The organism is Caldicellulosiruptor kronotskyensis 2002, assembly GCF_000166775.1.
Lineage (GTDB): Bacteria > Bacillota > Thermoanaerobacteria > Caldicellulosiruptorales > Caldicellulosiruptoraceae > Caldicellulosiruptor > Caldicellulosiruptor kronotskyensis.
In genome coordinates, this window is sequence record NC_014720.1 from 2,732,607 (window position 1) to 2,757,674 (window position 25,068).

Here is a 25,068-nt window from a genome sequence, read left to right on the forward strand (position 1 = left end):
GTCCTCCTATTTTAATTAGATGTATCCTGAGAGTTCGAAGCATTTAATATAACCTTTTGAGTTTTGTATGCATAGCCAGAGAGGATGTAAAATAGAGTTTCATATTTGTCAAGCTTCCATGAATCTATGTGCTTGTCCAAAAGCCTTTTCATTTCGGCAAAAATCATCTCGGTGTACGGTAAAAGTTTTTCTTGCCTCAGCTTGTTGTGAACATCATTACACAGTCTTATAAGCTTTGGCTTGTCAATCCCATTGTAATTTATCTTGTTCAAAATTGGTTTGTGTCCAGCAGAGTCGTCTTGCCTATCTTTGGTAGCAAGATATTGTTTTGCTCCTATCTCGCCAATCAAAACTCCAAGCAAAAACAGAGCTGTCTTTGGCTCATCATAATTCATTTGTTGAATATAGGTTTTGAGATCGTCGGACAAATTCAGCTGCGCAATATCCATCCCTCTTTTCACCTCCAAGCAATCTAAAAGTTCTAAAAACTTTGTAACAAAAACCATTTTAATAACTATTGAAGCAATGTCGTTTCCTATAAACTTTGAAAGGTTATACCCTTCTTTCCCGTAAACAACAACACATACTGCCTTTATGAAGTTTTCTATGAGAACATCTCTTGCTATTCTCTTGCCAGAAAAAATAGCATCGTAGATGTTCAAAAGCCTTTGCGCTTCTTTGCTCTCACTTATGTTTTTGAGCCTTATTGGAACGCTGTAATAGATGCTTTCAAGGGAAATCTTAAAAGAAGGGTCATTCCCAATGAGGTCAGTATACTGAGAAAAGACTTTTGAAGCTGCATTGTAAATTTTGTCGAAAATTGAAGGATTGATGTCGGGTATAAATCTTATTATCTTTGTACCTGCTTGTGCTTCCCTGTAGAAAATCAGGTTCAGCAAAAAATAGTGGTTTTGGTCGAAATATGAAAGAAAGTTGTATATATCATCTCGCAGTTTTTCCAGGCTGTTATAGTTCCATGCAGTGTTCAACGAATTCGTGATATTTTGGGAAAGTTCCTCTAAATAGTTTTTTGTTAGCTTTGCACTTGTGTAAACAAAAGTTGGCAGAACATATACATCAAATGTTCCGAGCTGTGTTTTAAGTTTATTTCTTAAAAATATGTCTCCTGCCACAAGCTTTAAAAGACATTTTTCGCATACAGTTATGTTCTTGGCATAGTTCTTTTGGTCAAGATAAGATGCAAATATATTCTGGTTTGTCGTAAAATATTTAAACTTTGTCTTTTTAAATCCTTCGAATGATAAGTTATCTGTGTCCAAACATATATAACATATATTACCTTCTTTTTGCTTCTTTTTAGTCTTTTCTGTGCCTTTTTTGACCTGGCGTTTGTATGCAATAACAGCGTCAATATACTCTGGATAGCTTGTCAAAGGCTTTCCATCAACACAGAGTATATACAAGCCTATTTGCTGAGGTTTTAGCTCTGTTAATTTTTTTAATCCATTTGTACATTCCTTTGTAAAAACATCTCTCAATTGCTTAAAAATCTTATCTGTTGATTTTGCATTGTTAATCAGTTCTTTGTAAATTTGTGATAGCGGCTTTTCAGTCAATCTCTTGTTGTCATTTACCACTATATTGTCAGTATCTAAAAAATAAACGTATTTTTTCTCTATCTTCTGCTGCAAATACCTCTTTTCTTCATCGATAAGTTCAGAAGATTTGCTCAGATATTCTTTGACTTTGACAAAATACATATCTAATATTTTTTTACATATGTCAGATACTACAGGTATTTCACATTCAACAAGGTTTGGAATGGTTTCTGTTAGAAAATATGCAAAAGATGTCGTAGAAGCAAACCATTGTGACGAATTTGCCCCTTCTGCCGAACCAACATAAACATATTTTTTAGCAGTTTCATCATCAATTTCTTCAGCACAGTCTATATTAATTTTTTTCTCATTTGTAGAAAAGTCAATTTTTGCAACATATCTCTTTTCATCCCCAGATGGAACCTCAATATCTTCTGTAAGAACAGATAAATAGGCATCATTTCCAGATGCATCACCAATTAAAATATCACCAACCTCAACTATTTCCTCTATCAATAGCCTCTCACCTCACTTTTATGTTAATTATACCAATTTTATTTTCAAGATACAACCAAATTTTGAACTTGCAATTCTCGTTAGTTAGTTCACTTTTTAATTTTACATACCGTTATTTAATTTTTAAGGCCAAATTTTATGCGAAGTTAATTAACTTTATATGTTATTTTTTTCATTTTATATTATTTTTGCTTGTACAAAAATTGACATTTTTAATTATGTACTTTGTGATTTGTGACGTATTATGACTTTTGTATTTACCAATTGCTGTCGACCTGAAATCCCCCCAAAAACCCCCGGGGGTCGACAGCAAAAGGTAATTTCTGGTATGTGTTGACTTTCATGCTTTTGAGGTGTATAATAGAAATAACATACTGCAGCTTGAAAACTTAACCATTTGTTCCTTGTGGCATTCTTCAACCTATCCACGGGTTTGTAGCCTCCCCTTTGGGGATTGAAACTTTTTAGTAGTCCAGAAGAAGAAAAATTACTTAATACCGTTTGTAGCCTCCCCTTTGGGGATTGAAACTCCACACATTCACTCTAATATCACCGTACTTACCAAGTTTGTAGCCTCCCCTTTGGGGATTGAAACTAATATTAATTAATGCTATCACAAGCCTTATCACCAGTTTGTAGCCTCCCCTTTGGGGATTGAAACACCATCCATCACTTATCCCTTAACATTAAACAACCAGGTTTGTAGCCTCCCCTTTGGGGATTGAAACTGTCGAAACGCATTAAATGCCTGCCCCGCTATTGTAAGTTTGTAGCCTCCCCTTTGGGGATTGAAACAAGTCTGCGGTCTCTCAATCATTCAGCTCTCCTCCTTGTTTGTAGCCTCCCCTTTGGGGATTGAAACACTTGATAGGTGGATATGTAGATAGTGACGGGGACGGGTTTGTAGCCTCCCCTTTGGGGATTGAAACTCCAGTCAAGTAATTCCCAACCCTCGAATGTAAACTGTTTGTAGCCTCCCCTTTGGGGATTGAAACTAATATTAATTAATGCTATCACAAGCCTTATCACCAGTTTGTAGCCTCCCCTTTGGGGATTGAAACCTTTCAAAATATTCCTTTCAAACCCATTGTATCTAGTTTGTAGCCTCCCCTTTGGGGATTGAAACATTTCTTCGGGGTCTTCAACACAAAATCTACAAGGAGTTTGTAGCCTCCCCTTTGGGGATTGAAACCGTTGATATTAGGAATTGCAATACTATTTGGTTCTGTTTGTAGCCTCCCCTTTGGGGATTGAAACATAATTGCTCTTGTAAGAGACAGACTTGAACGTGAAGTTTGTAGCCTCCCCTTTGGGGATTGAAACTATATTTTTGTTCTATTGTTCTAAAATAACCTCGAGTTTGTAGCCTCCCCTTTGGGGATTGAAACCAGCGACGACATTGGGCATCCGCAGGGCGAAATACCGGTTTGTAGCCTCCCCTTTGGGGATTGAAACTTATACCTAAAAGTATAATAAAGCAAAATATAAAACGTTTGTAGCCTCCCCTTTGGGGATTGAAACTAATGTGAAGCTTCTCTCTTGAGTGAGCCAATCAGTTTGTAGCCTCCCCTTTGGGGATTGAAACGTCTAATCATCATTCAGCACCTCCTAACAAACGACGGTTTGTAGCCTCCCCTTTGGGGATTGAAACTAATGTGAAGCTTCTCTCTTGAGTGAGCCAATCAGTTTGTAGCCTCCCCTTTGGGGATTGAAACTTTTTTTGTGGTGTATGAAAAACCATTTGATTATCAGTTTGTAGCCTCCCCTTTGGAGATTGAAACTCAACAGGCTGAACCACAGTTTGGTTATGTTGATAGTTTGTAGCCTCCCCTTTGGGGATTGAAACTGATTTCCATTGTTAAATTATGCTATTACCATTTGTGTTTGTAGCCTCCCCTTTGGGGATTGAAACTAAAAGTAAGCCCTTGGGCATTTTTCAAACAGTGCGTTTGTAGTCTTTCCTTTGGGGATTAATAAGAAGTCTAAGTTTTGGAGGTAGAGGAGAAAAGGAGACTTTCTGTTGGAGATTGATACTGCTACCAATGGTGTAGTAAATGGTAGTGCAGGTGCATGGTCTGTATGCTTTTTGTTTTGGAAATTAAGGGAATTAGAAGAGTATTTGCTTAAAAATTGGATAAAAAAGAAGCGCCTTCTTTTAGAAATTTGTTAAGTAAAGTTTATAACCAATTTTTTTATAAAAAAAAGGGCTTTTCATAGCCCTTTTAATCCTTGCCCGTGAACAAGTATAATCTTTTCAGGATTTAAAATTTTTAATGTGTGTAAAATTTCAAAGTAGTTAGAATGAGCAGAAAGAGGAATATCAAAATAGTGAACCTCAAAATTCTTTATTACCTTTATCATCTCATGAATATACTGCTGTTCTTCTATATATCCGCTTTTGATAAACCCAAATGCACTGCCGTTCAAAAGTTGAACATACTTTACTGCAATGCTGTTTGGCTGAAGCATACCAGAGCTTGCAACCACAACGTCTGCTTTTTTAATATTATTTTCAACATCATTTGAATTTCCAAGACTAACATTGTAGAAAAAATTTTTCTCTCTTTTTTCTAAGTAATAAAGACTTATCTCTTTTGCCAGCCCGTCAACTATCACCTTCGGTCTTGTTCTGCAATAGGCATTTATAATTGCTAAAACTTCCTGAGCTCTGCCTATAGAAAACGCAGGTATAAAAACCTTCAGTTTTAATTTTACCAGAAAATCCACCGCATGTGCCAAACACCTTGCAGCATCCTCATACTTGATAGCAAAATCTTTCATTCCATATGTGTGTTCGCTGACAAGATAGGTTACCTTTCCTTTTTTCAAAATTTCTTGCAATGACATGCCTTCCAATATCATCTGACTGTGCAGAGAAAAATCACCTGTGTATATGAGTCTTCTGTTGCCAAAATGAATGTCAAACCCTGCAGAACCCAAAATATGTCCGTTTGGAAACGCTGATACTTTGAATTTGCCAATCTCAAACTCTTCTGCATATTGGATAAAGTTAATTTTCTTTCCTCTCAGACATTCCCTGTTCATGATGAATATAAGATCAATTGTCTCTTTGGTGGCATAAACTGGTATTTGATGAGGCAGATACTGGACAAAACTGTAATGGTCGTAATGCGCATGAGAAATTAAAACAGCTTTTATCATATTTGTTGAATAACCTTTTTGTGCTAAAAATCCTTCTATGTCAACAATGCAAAATTCTCTTGGTTGACTTCCGCAGTCGATAACTAAAATTTCATTTTCAAATCTCAAAAAATGTATGTTATATTCAGGATATGTGAAAAAATGCATGTGCTCATCTTGATAATTAAAATACCACACCTTTTTTGAAATATCCTCTAAATTCTCAAAATAATAGATGTCATCAGAAGCATCAATCCCCAATTTTACTTTTTCTTCATGCCTCAAATATTTTTCAGTTAAATGCTTCCTGCACTCCACAATTCCCAAATTGTAAAGACAATAACTTGCACGTGTTTTGACAAAAGCATCGTCTGTATCTTCTACTATCTTCACAATATCGTTTTTGCCACTTAAACAGAGTTTAAATGTTGTTAAATTTTCTTTTAGCTTTCTAATTTCATTCCAGATAAAACAGCTATGCAGATTCCCAGAAACCTTATCCATCCTTCTTGAAATTTCTTTTGGAACTTTTTCAAATTCCTCAACCAAAAACAGCAAATCTGAAGCAATATTTAAATCTTCCTCATTGCATATCAGTAAATATCTCTCTATTTTTTCCCTTTCTGACTCAAAAATATGAAATGCTAAATCTGTATAGCCCATTTTAGCAAGTGAAGCAATATAAATAATTTTTTCGATCTCTTCTCCCATATCAATTAGTTTTGACGAAAAAAGAAAACTGGGAATGTAATATGCGGATTTATAAAGTTCTCTGCACAGTCTTTTTTGTTCAGTAACATCATTTCTTGCAAGAGCTTTGTAACTTTCATGTACCTCTGAAGTCATTTTATCACCTGCTTGCTATTGCTTTTATTGAGGCGGTGCAGGTTCAAATTCATTCAGCAGTATACGTGTTGCTGCCTGTTTTATATTTGTATCAAAATCGCTTCTTTTTCGAATATAATCCAAATATTTGTATATATCAGATTTGCTAAAGTTGTTCAGCACATCTTTTGTTATCTGCAGAACAATTGCCTGCTCTTCGCTTGTAAGTTTTACAGGCTTGTCTGGATAGCCCATTTGTTCATATAAAAATATTAGAATATCCTTGTCAACTATATTTTTCCAGTATGGCTGTATATTCAGCAGAGCTATTCTTCTTATATTTTTGTTGTCATTAAGCAAAATGTTTTTTAACTTTTCTTTAATAATTTCCCTCAGCTTTGAACTTACTGTTATTACCTCTTTCAAAACGCGATGAATTGATGAAAGAGCTGATAAATCTTTACATAAAAGCAGTTCATCGGCCATAAGTGTGCAGTATGTTTCTGAACCCTGTACTATAAAAAACGCATACTCAGCATATTTCAGGTCTTTTTCTTTTTGAACAAGCTCCTTTACAAAGTTAAGACTGTCTGCACCTAAAAAGCCGAGCGTCAAAATTGCGTTTTTATAATCTCCCAGTTTTGCATCTTTTCTTTTCAAAACAGCATCTTCCAAATACGGAGCCAAATCTTTATCTTTTGTATATCTTAAACAATAAACCATAGAAGAGAAAGCCGAATAGTTGCTGTCAAATAGATAATTTAATATCTCTTTTTTAAAATCTTCATTCATTTTCTGCTTAGAATAAGCAATGCAAAGCTGTTTAAAATAAGTAAAGTTTTTTTCTGACCTGTTTTTGATATTTTCAGCATGATTATTCTGGCTTTCTGCTGACTCTTCCGCCATATAATCTTTTATAACTGCCTGAATAATGCTTTTTGCAAAATTTTTAAGAAAATTGTAGTTTATTTCAAAATAATTTTTAAGTTCAATTACACCTTCTTTTCCCATGTATCTGGCAAATTTTTCTTTAAAAAAGTTTGCAATTGCTCTATCTGTTGTATTATCTCTTTCAAGAGTGGTAAGCAGAAAAATCATTTGATTAATAAAATTTGTATTTTTTGAATATACAAGCATTTTTAAAAGTTCAAACTTTATATAGTTCAAATGTTTGATATCTGAAAATCTGCTGTATGCCATTTGAATAAGTTCGCTGTCAGAAATTTTACCAATTGCTAAAAGCGCAATCTTTATCTGTGGATACCAGCTCCATTTTGATATTATGTGCTCCAAAGTTTTTACTGCCATATTTCTATCATACTTGGCAACTTCATAGATGACATCTGAAATGTCTTCATGATCCTCTACGTCATTTGAAATAATTCTATTGACAGTTTTCGATGCATACAGCATCGGCTCAATAGGACAAATTCCCTCCCTGAGCAATTTGTTGCATTGAAATATGAGTTTTCTTTTAAATTCTGAGCGAACATAACCATACTTTGGCTGGCGTAAAAGCCCAAAGATTAGTTCAAACTCCTCAACATCCTCTTTTGAAAACATCCACATAAAAAGTCTGTTTGAAACATAATTAATCTTGTTTGTCCCAACAATAGCACCTTCAAAAATTCCCTCATCTGGACGATAAAAAGGTTCAAAAAGATTAATATCAAGTTCTCCGAAGTCTTTTATCACCTTGTCCATCTTAAAATCACTCCTTCATACCTTTTGTTTTGCAGTCTTCACGTCAGAGTCAACATCAAGGTCTATTGGAGGATTCATACTGTCATTAACAATAACTCTGAGTTTTAAATATTTGTTTTCGTCTATTTCGTATTCTATATCAATAGGAGTGCCTGGTGTAACAGGGGATCTGAAGCTGCCTATAAACGACTTTTGAATTCTCATTTTACAGTCATAAGGATCTTCCCCTGCATATATATCAATTTTTATGCCACTTGGGCTTGAAACTCTGAAAGAATTTTTAATCACACCTTTGTAAGGAACGGGCTGGTTTTTGGTAATTATCTCCCTTGGCAGCCCTTCCTCAACGTCTATCATTATAGCCTCTGCCAAAACAGTTCGGGTTACAATTTCCATTTCGGCAGAAGCTTCCTTTCTTACAGCTATGTCTAAAACAGAAGGTTTTTCTGTCTGTCTTTTTATTTCTACCTCATAGAATGAAAAAATTGACGCACCTCTTGCCACAGCTTCAATTGGATTTGGAGCTCTTATAACCTGACTTTTTGGAAAAAGTTCTTTTAATCTCTGAATTATCCTGTAATAAAAACTCATTCCTCCTGTTGCAAAAACATAATCTATTGAATTTTTATCAATTTCGTATCTTTCAAGTGTTTCAAAAATAGGATCAACTATGTTTTTACACTTTTCAAACTCTTCAATTGTCTTTAATTTTGTTCCTGAGGAATAATACAAATCTCTGGTTGCATCATTGTATTCTTTTAGTGTAATGCTAAAAAGCCATGATTTGCCACGCCAGAATTCTGGAATGTTAATCTTGAACGATGGATTTGTCTTTTCAATCTCAGGATTTAACATAACCTGGTTTGAAAAAAACTCTTTTGCCTTCTCGCAAAATACCACGAGTTTGTTTGCCATTTGTGTTTGCTCATCAGATTCAATATCACCTTCTTTTATTCTGTTTTCATCATAAAATTTGCTAAGCAAATATTTCGTAGCTGCTTTGTCAAAGTCAATTCCGCCAAGTTCATTATACCTGCCAACAGCCTTTTCTTCAACTTTTAGACAGTTTTCACTCTGGACAACGTCCATCACAACAATATCGCACGTCCCACCCCCAAGGTCAAAAACAAGCACTCTTTTGGGAGTAGAAATATCAATTTTTCTATCCTCTTCAACAAGTTCAAACTGGTCGTTTATAAAGTCAATGAAAGCTGCTGTTGGTTCTGGAATTATTCTTATCTTTTCAGGATCAAATCCTGCTTTTATGGCAGCATTGCGTGTATCTCTTATCTGATCTGTGTTAAACGATGCCGGAACTGTAATTGTCACCTGCTGAACAGGTTTTTCGCCCGAATTTAACTCAATTGTCCTTTTGCACATCTTCAAAATATGAGCAGCAACATCAACAGGGGTAAATTTCATATCATCTATTTCAAAAATTGCAGAGGTGCCCATATATCGCTTGCTATTTGATATTGTCCTTTTTGGATGATACTGTTTCATCTGTTTTGCCTTTTTGCCCACAACAATATTTTTGTCAAAGTCCAAAAACAAAACTGAAGGCAATATTTCTTCCTGAACCGAATTGTTGTATTCATCAAGCTGTGTTATCTTCATAACATGCGGTTCAACTCCGCCTCTTGCCTTTCGCTTAGCATAGGATACAACTGTATTTGTTGTGCCAAGGTCAATGCCAATGTGCATTTTTATCATCCCCCTCAAGATATTATCTTTACAAACTTGTGTGCAATTATCTTTTGATTCAAAGTCCATCTGGGATAGAGCACTTTCGCAACAAAAGTCTGTTTGGCAGATTGCACAGGTTTGTCGCTCCTGTATATTGCACCTATCTCTTCTTTTTTGACATTTATTTCAGAATTGTATTCTTCTCTGTCCAAATGTCCTATGATATTGTACAGACTTAACACTGCAAGAAAGTTTGTGAATATTTCATGCGCCGTGCCGACGTCTGCCTGCTCAAACCCATTTGCATATATGTAAATTCTGTCCAATAAATTTCCAAACTGTGGTGAATTCAAATCGTTGAAAAGTTTTATAAGAATTTTTTCAGGCAGTTGCTGCCTATCCTGCAAAAGAGCCTCTTTTTCTCTTTGAAGTTCTGAGTTGATTGCTTTTAGTTCTTCTATCTGCTCTTGATATATATTAAGCATTAGCTCATAATTTTCAATCTTTTCTTTGAGCTTTTCTAATTCACGGTTCTCTAAATTGGTTGTATTTTCTAAAGATTGTTTTATATTTTTTTCTTCTACAGATTCTAAATTTTTATTCTCTATCGCATTTCTTTTGTATACTAATAAACCTCTTTTTTTGGCTTCCTCAAATAGTTTGTTATAAATATATTCTATTTCATTTTTGTATGATGATGCCATCTCCATATATTGCTTAAACGCTGTTTTTGATCTTGGGTCAATCATAATCAATCTTCTGTTTAATTCTCCGAAAAACTGAGGGTCTCTTTCGCCACAGATTTCATAAAGGCTTCTTTTTATATTGTTAAAAACATCTTCTGTCTTTTCATTCATTTCATTTGCAAAATATCTTACTATAAAACTCCTTACAAACGCTTCAATTATAAATCTATCCTTTTTTATATTTTCTAAGCCATCATTTACAATAAGTCTGAATGCAAAGTTCTCTGAATATATATATTCCTCTATCAGTTGAATTTTTTTAAAATCAAACTGGTACTTAACAAGCTTCTCTTTTATAAACTTTAATAAGCTGGTAAATTTGCTATTTTCTTTTAAGCACTTACTGGCACCTGCAGCTGTAAGCACTTCAAGCTCAAATTGAAATTTTTCAAATTCCAGCACATTTTTAAGTTCATTTCTCAAAAACAACCTGTAATTTGGCTTTTCATAATTTCCATTTTTAGTCTCCATTCCCTGCACGATCATATTTTTTTCTCTGCCAACATACTCGTTCATATTTTAAGTCCCCTTTCAAACAATTGATTTTATTTTTTAACATTTTTATATTTATATACCCAATTCATATTTATTAGTAACTTCAATTTTCTTTAAATTAAGCTCATTTGCTTATCAATCCTTCAGTTTTCACAAGTGCAAGCTGGACACTTCTAAGTTCACTCCACATGTAAAATAATTTTTTAGTTCTTCAGGTATTCTTGAAAAGTCCACTTGAAAAGAAGATTGCGGACTGCCAAATTTCAAGCCGTAATCTTGCGGTCTGTATGGGAAATAATACTTTAATTTTCTCAACATAACATCTGCAAGAGGCTTTAACAGATGTATTCCCCTGACTTCTTCAGTACGAAGACGGGTATAATATTCTGAAACATTTGTATTATTTAACAGCATCATTGATAAAGAAGGCAATATGCTAAACGCAGCTTCAACAAAATACTTAGCAAATAGGCAAACATATTCTAATGCATAATACCTTGCCATCTCAGAAAGCATATAATGAAATTTAATTATGTTTGGTTTCTTCTTCTTGAGATTAATTATTTTTTGAAAATTACTTGCAATGTCCATGTTAATAACTTCAAAGTGTATATTGCTTGGATTTGAAACTCTGCTTTTTATAAAGTTTTTAATACCTGCCCAAAAATGATTTTTTCAAAGCCGTAAAATTCTATTTCAAAATTGTGTTTTTTGTCCATAAAACGTTCAAATGCCAGAAAATCTGTGCATGAACCGCACCCAAGAGAAAATACTTTAATCCTAATCTGGAACTCTGTGTTTTATTCTGTTCTAACAAGTATTCAAACTTCTGCACAAGTTTTAAAGTAAATTTACCGCATTAGTAATATATCATGTTCTGGCAGTTATAATCCTTGACTTTCCAGTTATTCTTTCTTGGAAAGTTACCCCTGTTTATGCAGTCATAACATAACATTCTGTAATCCAAAGTATTTTTGCAGGGGTCTTTCAAACACTTTTGCGAATGTTTCTCTTTTGACATTTTGATGAAATCTATTAAGAGTTCTGACATGCTTACCACCCTCTTTATTTGCTTTTCTCAAGACTTGTAAGGTTCATTATAATGCGCAGAAGAAGACTTGCAAAGTCAAAATTTATGCGAATAAAACCTTCGTTTTTAATTATTCAGATGCAAAATAAAATTTATTCAAATTTTACTTTACAAAATATCTTGCAAAAAGCTTTGTTTTTTTAAGACGGTGATAAATGTAATGATTAAAATTAAGTTGTTGAATAAATTATTATACCATTTATGTTATTATATAGAACTATAAATTATTCCACGTGTATTTAAAAGAAAATTTACAGTTTTCAATTTTTTGAATATAGACCTCTATCAAATAAGTAATCATTATTCCCCTCTACATGCCTCTTATATGTTCTAAAACCTCTTAACCTTACTTGCTCTAAATTGTATTCTCCTTTTAACTTCCCAAATAATCTTTCAATTTTTGTCCTTTGCTTATATAACCTTTGTCCTTCCTCACTTATTAAAAATTCCATATTTTTTACCCTCAAAATATTTTTTACATTACTAAAATCCTTACTATTTCTCTTATTTACCGCCGCTACAAACTTTATCCCAAGTCTATCTGCCACCTCAAACCACTTCGCACAATCATAACCTGCATCTGCTAATATCACATCAAGCCAAATATCTTAGATCAATACAAAAGTTCTACTACTCCTACTGTCATGGACATTTGCACGTGTCAACCACTATACTATTGGTATAACCCCATCTCCAACTGTTGCTATTACATGTAATTTATATCCATCGTAAAAACCTAAACTAATACATACTCCTATTCCTGCTTCTTTGTCATCTCTCGAGCTTCTCAAATGAGCATAAAAAATTAGAATTTTTATTACATTAGCTAAATGTTATTGCTTGCATTTCAGTTTATATTTTCTTTTTTTGTTAAGGTGTTATTTTCCATTTTATATTTTGTATTAACTATTTTCTTTACTACGCTGATTTTGTAGTTTCCAATTGCTGTCGACCTGAAATCCCCCCAAAAACCCCCGGGGGTCGACAGCAAAAGGTAATTTCTGGTATGTGTTGACTTTCATGCTTTTGAGGTGTATAATAGAAATAACATACTACAGCTTGAAAACTTAACCATTTGTTCCTTGTGACATTCTTCAACCTATCCACGGGTTTGTAGCCTCCCCTTTGGGGATTGAAACGATAATGGATGTCGTGTATATGTTGCCCGGCCTCGTTTGTAGCCTCCCCTTTGGGGATTGAAACTAATACCTTCCAGTCGTCCATTAATTCTCTTCATCTGTTTGTAGCCTCCCCTTTGGGGATTGAAACTTATAGCCATCTTAAATCAACCTCCTCAATTTCGTGAGTTTGTAGCCTCCCCTTTGGGGATTGAAACAACACATCGTAATTACTTAGCAGCCCTTTTTTCCACGGTTTGTAGCCTCCCCTTTGGGGATTGAAACAAGAGAAAGAGGAAAAGAAGCAAAAAAGAGTAAAGAGTTTGTAGCCTCCCCTTTGGGGATTGAAACCTGGACTTGTTACATGCAGTTGAGACAGCAGTGAGGGTTTGTAGCCTCCCCTTTGGGGATTGAAACCTGGACTTGTTACATGCAGTTGAGACAGCAGTGAGGGTTTGTAGCCTCCCCTTTGGGGATTGAAACACAGGGAAAGAAGTGTATGTAAGTACGAAAGATATGTTTGTAGCCTCCCCTTTGGGGATTGAAACTATATTCAATATTGTCATTTGGAGCTGTAGCATTTTATGTAGAGATAGCAAAAGGTGGTAAACCACCTTTTAGTACATTTTTTGTAGGATTTAGTGACAAGTTGATATATAAGGTGGTGTTGCTATATTTATTAACTCAACTGATAATTCCTATAGGTCTGATAACATTTATTATACCAGCATTCCTGTAATGAACGAAAATGAGTGAAAATGACGAGAAATGAGATTTGAAAAGATAAGGTACCTCCTGATAAAATTAATAAAGTAAGTTGTACAACTTACGAAAAAACAAAACAAAGGAGGTACCCTCTTTGAAGTATACACAAAATGAGAAGATATTACAAGTGACAGAGAAAACTTTAGTTGTAGGAGTAGACATAGCAAAGGAAAGGCATGTTGGAAGAGCATTTGATTTTAGAGGAGTGGAGCTTGGCAAGAGAATAGAGTTTGAGAACAGGAAAGAAGGTATGGAGAAATTTTTGGATTGGGCAAATAAGATAATGAAAGCTAATGGCAAGGAGAACATGATAGTAGGGATAGAGCCTACAGGGCATTACTGGCTGTGCTTTGAGCAGTACTTAAGAGAGAATGGCATAAAAGTGGTATTAGTGAATCCTTTTCACGTGAAGAGGAGCAAGGAGCTCGATGATAATACGCAAACTAAGAGTGATATAAAGGATCCAAAAACGATAGCGATGCTTGTGAAGGATGGAAGATACACAGAACCAAATATACCCGAGGTATATACGCTGAGATGAGAGGTATATTGAGAGAGGAATTATATTTATATTAGCATTATTTCCAGCAAATTATATATTGTATGAAAATAGTGATGTTTCTATAATTGAGATAATAAAAGAGTGCTTTAGGATTACAAAGAAAGCCAAGCTCAAAGTATTATTGTTTTACCTTAGTTTTATCGGATGGTACATTTTAGGTATGCTAACTTTAGGTATATTATTTATATATGTTACACCCTATATATCAGTGACATCGTATTATTTATACAAAAAATTATCAGGTAAGGAATATGTAAATAGTGAAATTTCCAGTCAATATATGATTTAATAAGATGTTCATATTTTATTAAGGAGGGAATCAAATGAAAAATAAAACTAAAAAAGTAATTAATATTATTGTTATTCTAGCATTATTAACAAATTTATGTATATCAAATACAGCAGCTGTTTATGCAGATACTAAATCTACAACTACACAGTCTTCAAATACACAAGCTGCAAATATTAATAAAGTAGGCAGGACAGTAGTGTACAAGATAAATTCTATAAATCCCAATGAATTAAACAAGGTAATAAATGATTTTAACAGTAAATATGGATATTTAGATTTAGAAGATACTATAATTATAGAGTTTTCTGGCGATTATTTATTTGATTTGATTAATGATTGTTTGGAATATAATAATATTACTATTCATTATGGAGCTAGCAAAGGTGCTAGCAATTTATATAGTCACGAGGTTTTAGACAAAAAGTATGGTGCTATGAAGACTGCGATTAGTTCTACAAGTATTAATGCGTTTGTAAGATACAAAAAGAGTAATGGCAAATACAGGTATGTTTATGTAGATTCAAACAGTCCATTTTGGTTTAATATAACAGACAAGGATTTTTATAAGTATTTCAATGTTAAAGAAGATTCAACATTTAGAAGTCCTGAGTCAAAGCGCATTTTTTATTCAAAAGATTTCTTTTCATTAAATCCAATTGGACAATATTTTTCCGATAGATTAAAGATAGCACCATTAAATGGATATTCATTTATATATCAAGGTAAAATGTATATTTGTGGTTTAGAGTCAGCTTATAATTTCTTTAAGGACTTTTTAAGTCAGCCATCAGAAAATTTACGTGATCTGCCATTTGATACTACAGAATCAGCAGAAGGGTTTAAGATTGCAATATCACAAGCATTACAGAGCACAGGAATTTATTATACAGAGACTTTTCTTGAAATAGCTAATATTTGGGATGGACAAATACCATATTTAATACAGACATTGAAAGAGATAAGACAAAAAGCTAAGGAATTGACAAAAGGATGCAAAGATTTAGTAGATGCAGGATTTGAATTAGAAAAATTTTTTATGTTTGAAGTAAAATATGACTACAAGTGGTTAGAAGAAGGTGTATCAACTGTTACAGCTGAAAAAATAAAAAGTGATAACGAATGGAACACTGAAAAAGGTAAAAAATATGCTTGGCGTAAAAGTCCTCTTATGGGCATATGGAACTTTAGATATGGTATATGTTCAGAGTATGCACGTTTAGCTGAAGTTTTAGGTTTTTATATGGGTTTAAACACGTTGTATACTTATAGTTGGGATTTGGATCATGCTTGGTATGTTCATGATATATATGGATTGCACTGGTCCTCAGATACTTTAGGTACTACTACTGATCATATATTAACACCTGTAACTATATTAACTATAGGTCACCACATGGACAATAAGCCTCTTATAAATGAATTTTTAGAATGGCACACACCAAGAGGATTTATAAATTTATTAAAAACAAATAGAAGTTTTGCCGAAAAATTGTTTAGAAAGTTGGTAGATGAAAGCGGGATACTTACAATGTATTCACCTATGGTATTTCTTAATAATGATCCTAATTATGATTTTCGTGACAAAAATGGTATGTGGGCACCAAGTCCTTATTACAGTGAATTATGCAGAAGAGTAGGGTTATTTGCATTATTTCCAAAATTTAAAGAACCACCTATAAAGGTGACTTCTATAGATCAGGTTCTTAAGGATTTGGACAGTAGAAGCATGAGTGATTATGAAGTTAGAAATTATTATATATTGCCACAGGATTTATACAAGAAAGAACCAAAGTCTTTAGAAGAAGCAAAACAGGTTCCTATTAATATTTTAAGAAAGATTCTTAATTATGTAACAGTTAAAACTGGTAAGGATTATGATTCGTTAGAAATAAACAATAGTTTGGATTATTGGACTCCATTTAAATTAAACTCGTACGCCAGATTTAATTTGTATGATTCAGCAGCAGACGGTAGCAGGTATTTTGTATATATTTCTTATGTTTTCCCTTATGTAGACTTATACATTTTAGTAAAACCAGTATTTAGAAAAGAAGGCATTGCATATGGCATTTATATAGGTAAGCTACCCAAATCAGGAAGTTTGAGTTCAATAGACAACAAGTTTATGGATGATTACGTTAAGAATATACCAATTTATAGAGCAAATCTTGCAGAAAGCGATTTAATATTTAAGCTACTTACAGTAGAGGATGAGCCAATTGTTGATAAGTTTGATGTAGTAGTTAGAGAAGGAGATACCTTTAAAATAAATGTATCTCAAAGGTATGGAATGTTGAATACAAAGTTTAATTATATAATTGTATCTGAAGATAATGTTAACACATTAAGTCAAGGTAAAATTTCTGAAGCTAATTCACAGGTAAGTGAGATAAAGCATCTAGGTAATTTTACATTTAAAGCATTGAAGCCAGGGACTATAAAAATTATACCAGTATATGAAGATGAGCAACTTTTATTGGATTTAGGTAAGAGCTTACTACAATTTTCACCTGATATTAAAAGCAATTATTCTAATGTTGATTGGCTTAACAATCATTTTGTATTTAAATTAGATAATGGACTTATTTCAACTTTGGTCAATAACCCTTGTACAACATGGGGATTTACTAATGAAGAAAAAATTGCTAATAGTGTATGGTTTTATACGACTCATCCGTTTTATGATGAAGCAAGGTCATGGCATACTGTTTTTCCAACAATGTCAATAAGAGTTAAAGTATTACCTTCATCAAAAGCTTATTTTAAGACAAATAAAATAATAGCTAAGGTTGGATCTACTGTAGCATTACCAATAGCAACCACTGGTAGTGGAGCTAAATATAAGATTGTAGTATCAAATCCTAATATAGTAGAAATTAAAAACAATAATAGTGCAAAAATAAAGTCAAAAGGCACAGTTAAATTGACTATTATAAATAGCAATGGAAGTAAGAGTGAGTGCATTATTGAGGTAAAATAATGTGGAGGTGTCATACTTTGATAAAATCATTTTTAAGCAGCAAAATAGAAAGAATTGTTTATATTATATGTTGCGTTATGATTGTAGTGGTTTAAATGGTAATTTTATATAATGTATTAAAATTGCCTGATAATTTGACTAACAATTATCATAAAGATAACAGCAAAATTCACAATTCATTTAAGGAAATTACTACTACAGGCAGCAATTTGACTTATAATAAATTAGATTCTATATAGGTTGTTGAATAAAAGAAATTAACATAAAAGATAATAAATAGATATATAAAAAGCCATCCTCCTTGATGTAAAATTATAGGAAGAGAAGATTAAAACACCTATAGGCGTTTGCAAAATGGGTGGTGATTGAAGGTAAGAGATGCCAATACTAACATTGAATACAATCAAGATACAAAAAGAAAAGCAAAATGATAACCAAATATTATCAATGCCAACAAAATTAATCAGCAACAAACATATGACGAAAATTAACAACTTTAAAAAAGACAATAGTACCCTAAACCTTCTAAACTTCTTGATTTTAGAAGGCTAAATAAAAAACAAAACCATAAATTTTTTGTAAGAAATAGATTCAAAAAAATAGTGGTTTTAAGCGATAAGTTTTTTGAGTTTGTTAAGCTTTTTGATAGTCAATAAAGAAGCAATAAAGCTTAATGTTGTGAGCGAGGATAAATAAGAGCGAAAAAGTAATGGCAGATAGCAAGAAATCAGAGAAAATAGAAATATGGTCATAAGGATAGAATAGTATCAGAACCCATGTAGGATTTTAAGTGGTAAATAGTCTGCTCTACAGCGACACGTTTTTTGTAGAGGTCTAAAAACTCTTGAGAATTTCTGTTTATACCTGGGAAAGAGCGAAAATCGTCAGGGTAAGTGTAAACTATTGCCCCTGATTTAGAGGTAGTACAAGGTTGAGGGCAAGAGCAGACACGTTTGCCATCTTTGTATTGTGACATAGGGCAAGTCCATTTAAGGCGCAAAGAGCGATTTTTACCCTGATATTTGCCTTCGGGTTTAAAAGGTTGATTGAACTTTTTACAAGAAGAAGCACCATCTTCAGAAATAACGATATTAGGGCTTGATGTAGGTGTAGTATTTTTAGAAGCTCTTGTATTAAGAAGAATAACGATTTTGGAGAAGTTAAAAGTATTTTTTAAAGTGGAGTATATGTTGTGGGAATCCAAAGCACTGTCGGCGATTGATGGTAGAGAAATTTTTTGGGATGTAGGAGAATAGAGTTTTGAGCGAAGGAATTAAACCTTTAGAGTCGGAGATAGAGACTTGTCAAGAATTTTGTGTTTCCAATTTATAACGTAAGTTGTAAAGTTGGGTTATGTTATTGATGCATTTTCTAATACTGAAAAGCTCCATTTTTCCATTTTGTACGGCGTAAGTTCTCTTCTTGTTAAGTAAATATTAATTTCTAAGACTTTGGCAGTCTGAAAGTATCCACCTGAATTTACTTCTTGTCTTTTCAATCATGCTGTTTACACTTTCAACGGCGTTTGTGGTATAAATATGCTTCCTTAATTCCTCAGGGTATTTCATATGGGCAAGATAAAACTCTGCTTTTTCTGATATTGCTTTAATAAATCGTGGATATTTTGAAAGGTATCCATCGCAAAGTTCTTTAAATTTCAGTACAGCTTCATCGAAATCAGAAGAAGAGATTTTGATTTTGTCCAAACTCTTGTTAAAAGCTGAAAGCTAAATCTATTGTCATATGTTTTCTGACATTACGTTGGAGGTGAACAAAACACAGTTGATGGTCAGCAAGAGGATAAGCAAGTTTGACAGCATCTATAATACCAGGGAAATCATCACTTATGACAATTAAAACTTCTTTAAGACCTCTTGTAATTAAATCGTCAAAAACTTTCATCCAATCAGCCTTATTTTCTTTGCCGAAGAAAGGGCAGAATACCAAAGATATCTTTTTTACCTTTCTTGAGTCGATACCAAGGACAACATAACAAGTAGCTTGTTTAACTTTAGAATTGTCCTTAACTTCACTTTTGAATAACCGTCGATGATGAGAGCAAAAGCACTTGTGGGCAATTCTCTTTGTTTGAATAATTGAATCTCATTTTTAAGGTCTTCTTTGATTTTTAGTATTTCATTTTCGGAATATGGAAGATTCAAAGCTTTCAAAGTCTGGACAAGGGAAAGCTCAAGAATAACCATTGACGTAGTTGCGACATAAGAAGGGAAGTAGTTGAACTATCAACTCTTTTGTAGCGGAAAGAAGAGGATAGAAGGTGGGAAATTCTAAGGGCGTGTGCGAGGGACAGAGATTTCAAGACGTTAGGCAGGTGTTGCAAGTTTTACTTCAATAAAAACCATTGCCTTTGTCATTGTCATTTTTAGCAAGGTAGACTGATCTTTCCGATAACATAAAGCAATCGAGCAAGTTTTCTAAGAGTTGCTTTAGAGCTGGGCGGTTAGGATCATCTTTGGAGCAATACATATTTAATACTTGCTTCTTGCGCCATGTTTTTAGCAGGCTCAATAAATTTCGTTTTTATTCATTCTCAATGACCCCCTTTGATGATTATTTCAATACTAATTATACAGTGGACACAATTTTATTTTAACTCCCTCGGAGATAGCTTTTGCTTCTTGTGGGTCAGAGGAAGGGGAATCATAGTTAAACAGAGGTACCAAAGCTAAAGGGATACCAAGAGCATTTGTAATGACAGCAAATTTCAAAGCCCAGCAGAAATGGCCATTTACGAACATAAGGCGGATGTTAGGATTAGCGTTAGCACTTTTAGGCAAAGAAGAATAAACAAGAGAGTAGATTTTATCGGAAGACAGTTCAGGATTAGCTTTTGATGTATTTTTCAAAAGGGATTGAATGAATTTAGGATTGTTTTCACGGACCTTTGGGACAATACCAGTTGTGTCGAAGATTAAGATTGAAGAATCTTGGGGGCATTGTTGGAGAGAAATATTGTGTGCATGGATAGAGATATTTTGAAAGAGTTTATGGATTTCACTGTTAAATAGTTTTCTGAAGCGAGAGAAAGTAGAAATAGAGGGGACATTGCCATTTAAGTTACAAAATAAACGGAGTTCATAAGAGTTAAGAAGAACAGCGCGAAGCTGTGTAAGGGTATTTAGTTTGAGTAATTTTTGGACAAGGAAGCACAGAAGCATAGATTCTAAGGAGAAGTATCTATGCTTGCCAAAGTGTTTATAGTAAGCATTGTAGAAAGAAGAAGGTATGTAGTTTGACAAGTCGATGAATTTATTGAACAAGCCCAAGAGGCTTTCAGGCTTGTAGAAAGCCAAAGCCTTTAGGTGGGAGAATAAATCTAAAAATGAAAGTTGTTTAGGTTTGGTGTTGAACATTTTGGAACCCTCCTCATAGTAGAAGATTTGTTTTATATAATCATATTTTACTACAATTATGAGGAGGGTGACCAGACTTTTTTGATTCTATGTAAAGCTTGATAACGCTCATCTTGAGCGTTTCTGCAAAAGGCTATTAAAAACACCTAACAAAGGAGGATGGCAATGACTGATTTTATTAAAACACAAAATCAAAAATTTTTAAAGATACTTATGAAAATTGAGAAAGTAATAAAAGCTTTAGGATTAAAGATAAAAAGCAATAGAAGAGGAAGACCAAAGAAGTTTATTAAGTTAAGCCATATAATAGCTTGTTTTGTTTACAAAGTCAAAAACAAGATAAACAGCTTCAGGGAATTAGAATACAAGATAAACGAAGATGAAGAATTTAAAAAGGCTATAGGGATAGAAAAGAGCCCTGATCATACATATTTTTCGAAATGGGCAAAAGTAATTGAAGAAGAATATATAGAAGGAATAGCAAGAATTTTAGTAAGAGAAATAGCTCCGCAGACAAAAGTTTGTGCTATAGATTCTACCCCTTTGAGAAGTTCGAGGGGTGACAAAGAGGCAGGAATAGGAGTATGTATTAGTTTAGGTTTTTACGATGGATATAAATTACATGTAATAGCAACAGTTGGAGATGAGGTTATACCAATAGTATGGTGGTTGACACGTGCAAATGTCCATGACAGTAGGAGTAGTAGAACTTTTGTATTGATCTAAGATATTTGGCTTGATGTGATATTAGCAGATGCAGGTTATGATTGTGCGAAGTGGTTTGAGGTGGCAGATAGACTTGGGATAAAGTTTGTAGCGGCGGTAAATAAGAGAAATAGTAAGGATTTTAGTAATGTAAAAAATATTTTGAGGGTAAAAAATATGGAATTTTTAATAAGTGAGGAAGGACAAAGGTTATATAAGCAAAGGACAAAAATTGAAAGATTATTTGGGAAGTTAAAAGGAGAATACAATTTAGAACAAGTAAGGTTAAGAGGTTTTAGAACATATAAGAGGCATGTAGAGGGGAATAATGATTACTTATTTGATAGAGGTCTATATTCAAAAAATTGAAAACTGTAAATTTTCTTTTAAATACACGTGGAGTAATTTATAGTTCTATATAATAACATTAATGGCATAATTATTTATTCAACAACTTGATTAGATTCTATAGATAAACTAACAATTCGCAAAGAGTATCCTGTTGTTAAAGCACCTTCTGGACAAAATGATGTTGCAAATAATATTAACGTTAACTGGTAGTTACTAATAAATAAGAAAAACAGTAACTATAACAGAAGTTACCGTAGTAAATCCAGTATACAAATTAGGAGAATAAAAAAAGAAAGTTCAAATAATAATTAAACGATATAGCAGATATAAATATGAGTATAAGTCCAGTTATAAAAGGAAAGATAACAAAAACGTTTTTAGTCAATTTATTTAAGATACTAAATACTATACAAATAGTATATATCAACAAAGATAGCAATGCTATCACAGCAGATAAAGAGGCTTTGTTGGAGATATTAAAAGGATATAATGATTATTTGACAAAGTATAAAAATGAGTTAACAAGCATTATAATCAATCAACTAAAATTAGCAGAGCATTAGGGATATTGGTATCCTAATGCTCTGCTTGACTATATAAGGACTTATAAGTATTATAGGAGGTTTTATACTATATGTTCAAGTTAATTGTTAATTTGATTAGCAAAAGAGTATATAAAAATATTACATAGACCCAAGTTTTTATAAAGATAATACAAATGGCGGTACCATAAACCTTAGAGATGTACCATTTAGTGTGGCAATAAGTATAAACAAAGATACTTATGTACAAAGTTAAAAATGGCTATAACTGTTAATGATAAAATAAAAATGTACTGAAAGTGGAATATAATGATGTACAAAATTGTACATTGATATGATATCCTTTCTCATAGTGAGGAGGGATATCAAATGCAGAACTTAACAGCACATTTAAACATGATAAGGGCGATGAAAATGAAACCTAACTTTTCAGAACTTGCAAGAATATATGGGATGGATAGAAGAACAGTTAAAAAATATTATGAGGGTTATGAAGGAAAACCTAAGAATAGAAATAAACCAAGTAAATTGGACAAATACTATGATGAGATAAAATCAAAGCTTGCTATCAAAGGAGTTACAGTCAAGGGTGTTTATGAGTATTTAAAATCAAAAGATGAGACAATAGGAACATATTCAAACTTCAATAAGTATGTTAAGAAAAAAGGATTAAAGCCAGAGAAGAAAATAAAAGGTCACCCAAGATTTGAGACAGATCCAGGTGAGCAAGCGCAAGTTGATTGGAAAGAGAATATAAAGCTTGTCTCAAGAAATGGAGAGGAGTTTATCATTAATGTTCTTGATTTTAAATTAGGTTATTCAAGATATTGCTGCTTTGAGATAAACAGGACAAAAACTCAAGAAGAATTAATAGAAACTCTAAGTAAGAATATTCAAAGATATAGGCGGAGTACCGAGAGAGATTTTATTTGACAATACAGCAGCAGTTGTTGATATAACAGGTGAGAAAATTAAAGTAAATTCAAGATTTAAAAGTTTTGCAAAAGACTTTGGGTTTGAAGTGAAACTGTGCAAACCAAGACATTCGTACACAAAAGGAAAAGTTGAAGCAGCAAACAAGTTCATAGATTGGATACTGCCATATCAGGGTGAATTTGAAACAGAAGAGGACTTAGTAAGGATAATAAAAGAGATAAACGCAAAGGTCAATATGCAGCCAAATCAAACAACTCAAGTTCCACCTGCTCTTCTGTTTCAAAAAGAAAAAGAGTATTTACAACCCTTGCCAGACAAAAGGTTAATAGACAGTTACCTAAATTCCGACAAGTCAGTTAAAGTCCAAAAGGACTCTCTGATTTACTACAAGGGAAGTAAATACTCTGTTCCACCCGAATACATAGGAAAGACAGTCCAAGTAAAGGAGGTGGAAAACAAAATTTATATTTATTATAACACAAACCTGTTAAGGATACATGTTATTGATGAAAAAAATATCAATTATCACGATGAAGATTACAAACAGCTAATGCTAATGAGAGTTGGTCAAAGAGAAGAGCTTAACAAGATATGTGAGGAAAACCTAAAGAAATTTGATAATCTGTTGAAAACCTAAAGAAAGGAGAAAATCTAAAAATGAGCAACTATGTGAAACTACTTAACAACTTAGAAGAGTTAGGTCTTCACAACATAAAGAATAACCTTGACAAATACTTAGATTTAGTGGCAAGCGGAGAAAAAAGTATGACAGATGCATTATATGAACTTAGTAATTTAGAGATAAAAGCCAAAGAAGAAAGGGCGATATTAGGATGTGTGAGGGTGGCAAATTTCCCATTTATAAAAGGTATAGAAGATTTTGATTTTTCATTTCAGCCAAGTATAAACAAGCAACAGATAATGGACTTAATGAGTTTGAGATTTTTAGAAGGTAATGAAAATATACTATTTGTCGGAACACCAGGGGTAGGGAAAACGCATCTAGCCACAGCAATAGGTATAGAGTGTGCAAAACGAAGGTATTCAACGTATTTTATACATTTTCAAGAGTTAATAGCTCAGCTAAAAAAAGCACTGATAGAGAACAGATTAGAATACAGGCTTAAACATTTTTCAAAATATAAAGTTTTAATAATAGATGAGATAGGTTATTTGCCAATAGACAATGATGGAGCAAATTTATTTTTCCAGCTGATATCGAGCAGATATGAGAAGAGCAGTACAATAATAACAACTAATGTTGTATTCTCAGAATGGGGAGAGATATTTGGTGGAGCGACAATAGCAAATGCAATTTTAGATAGGCTACTGCATCATTCTTACGTGATTTTTATAAAAGGTCCTTCATACAGGTTACAGTCAAAAACAGCATATTTTAGCAATACAAACCAGCAAAGTTAAGTTTATTTTTTGTACATTTTTATTTTCGATTTTTTGTTCATTTTGATATTGACATTTACACTATAACATAGTTAAGTTAAATTATAGAACCAAATTTGCATATGAACCAGATAGTGCATTATGGTTTGTTAATGAAAACTTGGTGTATATGTATTCAAAAATAATAATTTTAGTTTTGATGTAGATGGTAGACTTAATAATTTACTGAATCCGAAAAAATTAAACTTGAACGATATAATTACCTTGAAAAAAGAAGACG

General features: G+C 33.1%; 14 protein-coding genes, 6 pseudogenes and 2 CRISPR repeat arrays. Of the genes and pseudogenes, 8 read left to right on the top strand and 12 right to left on the bottom strand.

Annotation, left to right across the window (positions count from 1 at the left end):
• Positions 1 to 11 precede the first annotated feature (11 nt).
• Entirely contained in the window at positions 12 to 2,075 is a 2,064-nt protein-coding gene (locus CALKRO_RS12555; protein WP_013431366.1) for a TIGR02556 family CRISPR-associated protein, read from the bottom strand.
• Between the two features lie 431 nt (positions 2,076 to 2,506).
• Positions 2,507 to 4,052: a CRISPR direct-repeat array (repeat unit 30 nt; unit sequence GTTTGTAGCCTCCCCTTTGGGGATTGAAAC).
• A gap of 43 nt (positions 4,053 to 4,095) precedes the next feature.
• Here CALKRO_RS12555 and CALKRO_RS13625 point away from each other — a divergent pair.
• On the top strand, positions 4,096 to 4,245 hold the full coding sequence (locus CALKRO_RS13625) for a hypothetical protein (protein WP_013431367.1): 150 nt from the start codon (positions 4,096 to 4,098) through the stop codon (positions 4,243 to 4,245).
• Positions 4,246 to 4,286: 41 nt separating this feature from the next.
• On the opposite strand, the gene CALKRO_RS12565 is transcribed toward CALKRO_RS13625, so the two are convergent.
• From CALKRO_RS12565 to CALKRO_RS12595, 7 genes and pseudogenes are all read right to left on the bottom strand, one after another.
• Positions 4,287 to 6,062 carry an MBL fold metallo-hydrolase gene (locus tag CALKRO_RS12565; protein WP_013431368.1) on the bottom strand — a complete coding sequence of 592 codons (1,776 nt, stop codon included), beginning with the start codon at positions 6,060 to 6,062 and terminating at the stop codon, positions 4,287 to 4,289.
• 24 nt (positions 6,063 to 6,086) lie between these two features.
• Entirely contained in the window at positions 6,087 to 7,745 is a 1,659-nt protein-coding gene (locus CALKRO_RS12570) for a hypothetical protein (RefSeq protein ID WP_013431369.1), read from the bottom strand.
• 15 nt (positions 7,746 to 7,760) lie between these two features.
• Positions 7,761 to 9,449 carry an Hsp70 family protein gene (locus tag CALKRO_RS12575; RefSeq protein ID WP_013431370.1) on the bottom strand — a complete coding sequence of 563 codons (1,689 nt, stop codon included), beginning with the start codon at positions 9,447 to 9,449 and terminating at the stop codon, positions 7,761 to 7,763.
• Between the two features lie 14 nt (positions 9,450 to 9,463).
• Positions 9,464 to 10,693, bottom strand: coding sequence for a hypothetical protein (locus CALKRO_RS12580; protein WP_013431371.1), 1,230 nt, complete (start codon positions 10,691 to 10,693; stop codon positions 9,464 to 9,466).
• 129 nt (positions 10,694 to 10,822) lie between these two features.
• Positions 10,823 to 11,263 carry a hypothetical protein gene (locus tag CALKRO_RS12585; protein ID WP_013431372.1) on the bottom strand — a complete coding sequence of 147 codons (441 nt, stop codon included), beginning with the start codon at positions 11,261 to 11,263 and terminating at the stop codon, positions 10,823 to 10,825.
• 268 nt (positions 11,264 to 11,531) lie between these two features.
• Positions 11,532 to 11,723: a hypothetical protein gene (locus CALKRO_RS12590; protein ID WP_041741798.1), complete on the bottom strand. Its 192-nt coding sequence runs from the start codon at positions 11,721 to 11,723 to the stop codon at positions 11,532 to 11,534.
• A gap of 256 nt (positions 11,724 to 11,979) precedes the next feature.
• Positions 11,980 to 12,553, bottom strand: a pseudogene (locus tag CALKRO_RS12595) (transposase); the annotation flags it as partial.
• Positions 12,554 to 12,871: 318 nt separating this feature from the next.
• Positions 12,872 to 13,428: direct repeats of the CRISPR family, unit length 30 nt; unit sequence GTTTGTAGCCTCCCCTTTGGGGATTGAAAC.
• Positions 13,429 to 13,739: 311 nt separating this feature from the next.
• Between CALKRO_RS12595 and CALKRO_RS12610 the strand changes: the two are divergent.
• From CALKRO_RS12610 to CALKRO_RS12615, 3 genes and pseudogenes are all read left to right on the top strand, one after another.
• Positions 13,740 to 14,188, top strand: a pseudogene (locus tag CALKRO_RS12610) (IS110 family transposase); the annotation flags it as partial.
• Between the two features lie 26 nt (positions 14,189 to 14,214).
• Entirely contained in the window at positions 14,215 to 14,496 is a 282-nt protein-coding gene (locus CALKRO_RS14185) for a DUF975 family protein (RefSeq protein ID WP_408605136.1), read from the top strand.
• Positions 14,497 to 14,530: 34 nt separating this feature from the next.
• Positions 14,531 to 17,479, top strand: coding sequence for a hypothetical protein (locus CALKRO_RS12615; protein WP_013431373.1), 2,949 nt, complete (start codon positions 14,531 to 14,533; stop codon positions 17,477 to 17,479).
• A gap of 608 nt (positions 17,480 to 18,087) precedes the next feature.
• Here the strand turns inward: CALKRO_RS12615 and CALKRO_RS13420 are convergent.
• The 4 genes and pseudogenes from CALKRO_RS13420 to CALKRO_RS12630 all read right to left on the bottom strand — a co-directional run.
• A pseudogene (locus CALKRO_RS13420) lies at positions 18,088 to 18,777 on the bottom strand (transposase); the annotation flags it as partial.
• A gap of 138 nt (positions 18,778 to 18,915) precedes the next feature.
• Positions 18,916 to 19,185 (bottom strand): transposase, encoded by a 270-nt coding sequence (locus tag CALKRO_RS14190; protein WP_408605131.1) that lies wholly within the window; start codon positions 19,183 to 19,185, stop codon positions 18,916 to 18,918.
• 7 nt (positions 19,186 to 19,192) lie between these two features.
• On the bottom strand, positions 19,193 to 19,576 hold the full coding sequence (locus CALKRO_RS14195; protein ID WP_408605137.1) for a transposase: 384 nt from the start codon (positions 19,574 to 19,576) through the stop codon (positions 19,193 to 19,195).
• A gap of 521 nt (positions 19,577 to 20,097) precedes the next feature.
• Positions 20,098 to 20,853: pseudogene (locus CALKRO_RS12630) on the bottom strand (transposase); the annotation flags it as partial.
• Between the two features lie 165 nt (positions 20,854 to 21,018).
• Between CALKRO_RS12630 and CALKRO_RS12635 the strand changes: the two are divergent.
• The 4 genes and pseudogenes from CALKRO_RS12635 to istB all read left to right on the top strand — a co-directional run bounded on the left by CALKRO_RS12635 (position 21,019) and on the right by istB (position 24,809).
• Positions 21,019 to 21,970: pseudogene (locus CALKRO_RS12635) on the top strand (transposase).
• 271 nt (positions 21,971 to 22,241) lie between these two features.
• A complete protein-coding gene (locus CALKRO_RS12640) occupies positions 22,242 to 22,472 on the top strand; it encodes a hypothetical protein (RefSeq protein WP_013431374.1) in 231 nt (76 codons plus the stop codon).
• Positions 22,473 to 22,820: 348 nt separating this feature from the next.
• A pseudogene (gene istA / locus CALKRO_RS12645) lies at positions 22,821 to 24,024 on the top strand (IS21-like element ISCbe3 family transposase).
• Positions 24,025 to 24,044: 20 nt separating this feature from the next.
• The gene (istB, locus tag CALKRO_RS12650; RefSeq protein ID WP_013429592.1) at positions 24,045 to 24,809 is read left to right on the top strand and encodes an IS21-like element ISCbe3 family helper ATPase IstB; all 765 of its coding nucleotides are present in this window, start codon (positions 24,045 to 24,047) and stop codon (positions 24,807 to 24,809) included.
• The last annotated feature ends 259 nt before the right edge of the window (positions 24,810 to 25,068 follow it).

Bases quoted from the DNA above. Each gene is read 5' to 3' on its own strand.
- CALKRO_RS12585 (WP_013431372.1), bottom strand. From the start codon at position 11,263: ATGGACATTGCAAGTAATTTTCAAAAAATAATTAATCTCAAGAAGAAG.
- CALKRO_RS12580 (WP_013431371.1), bottom strand. From the start codon at position 10,693: ATGAACGAGTATGTTGGCAGAGAAAAAAATATGATCGTGCAGGGAATG.
- CALKRO_RS12615 (WP_013431373.1), top strand. From the start codon at position 14,531: ATGAAAAATAAAACTAAAAAAGTAATTAATATTATTGTTATTCTAGCA.
- CALKRO_RS12570 (WP_013431369.1), bottom strand. From the start codon at position 7,745: ATGGACAAGGTGATAAAAGACTTCGGAGAACTTGATATTAATCTTTTT.
- CALKRO_RS12590 (WP_041741798.1), bottom strand. From the start codon at position 11,723: ATGTCAGAACTCTTAATAGATTTCATCAAAATGTCAAAAGAGAAACAT.
- CALKRO_RS12640 (WP_013431374.1), top strand. From the start codon at position 22,242: ATGAGTATAAGTCCAGTTATAAAAGGAAAGATAACAAAAACGTTTTTA.
- CALKRO_RS12575 (WP_013431370.1), bottom strand. From the start codon at position 9,449: ATGCACATTGGCATTGACCTTGGCACAACAAATACAGTTGTATCCTAT.
- istB (WP_013429592.1), top strand. From the start codon at position 24,045: ATGAGCAACTATGTGAAACTACTTAACAACTTAGAAGAGTTAGGTCTT.
- CALKRO_RS12565 (WP_013431368.1), bottom strand. From the start codon at position 6,062: ATGACTTCAGAGGTACATGAAAGTTACAAAGCTCTTGCAAGAAATGAT.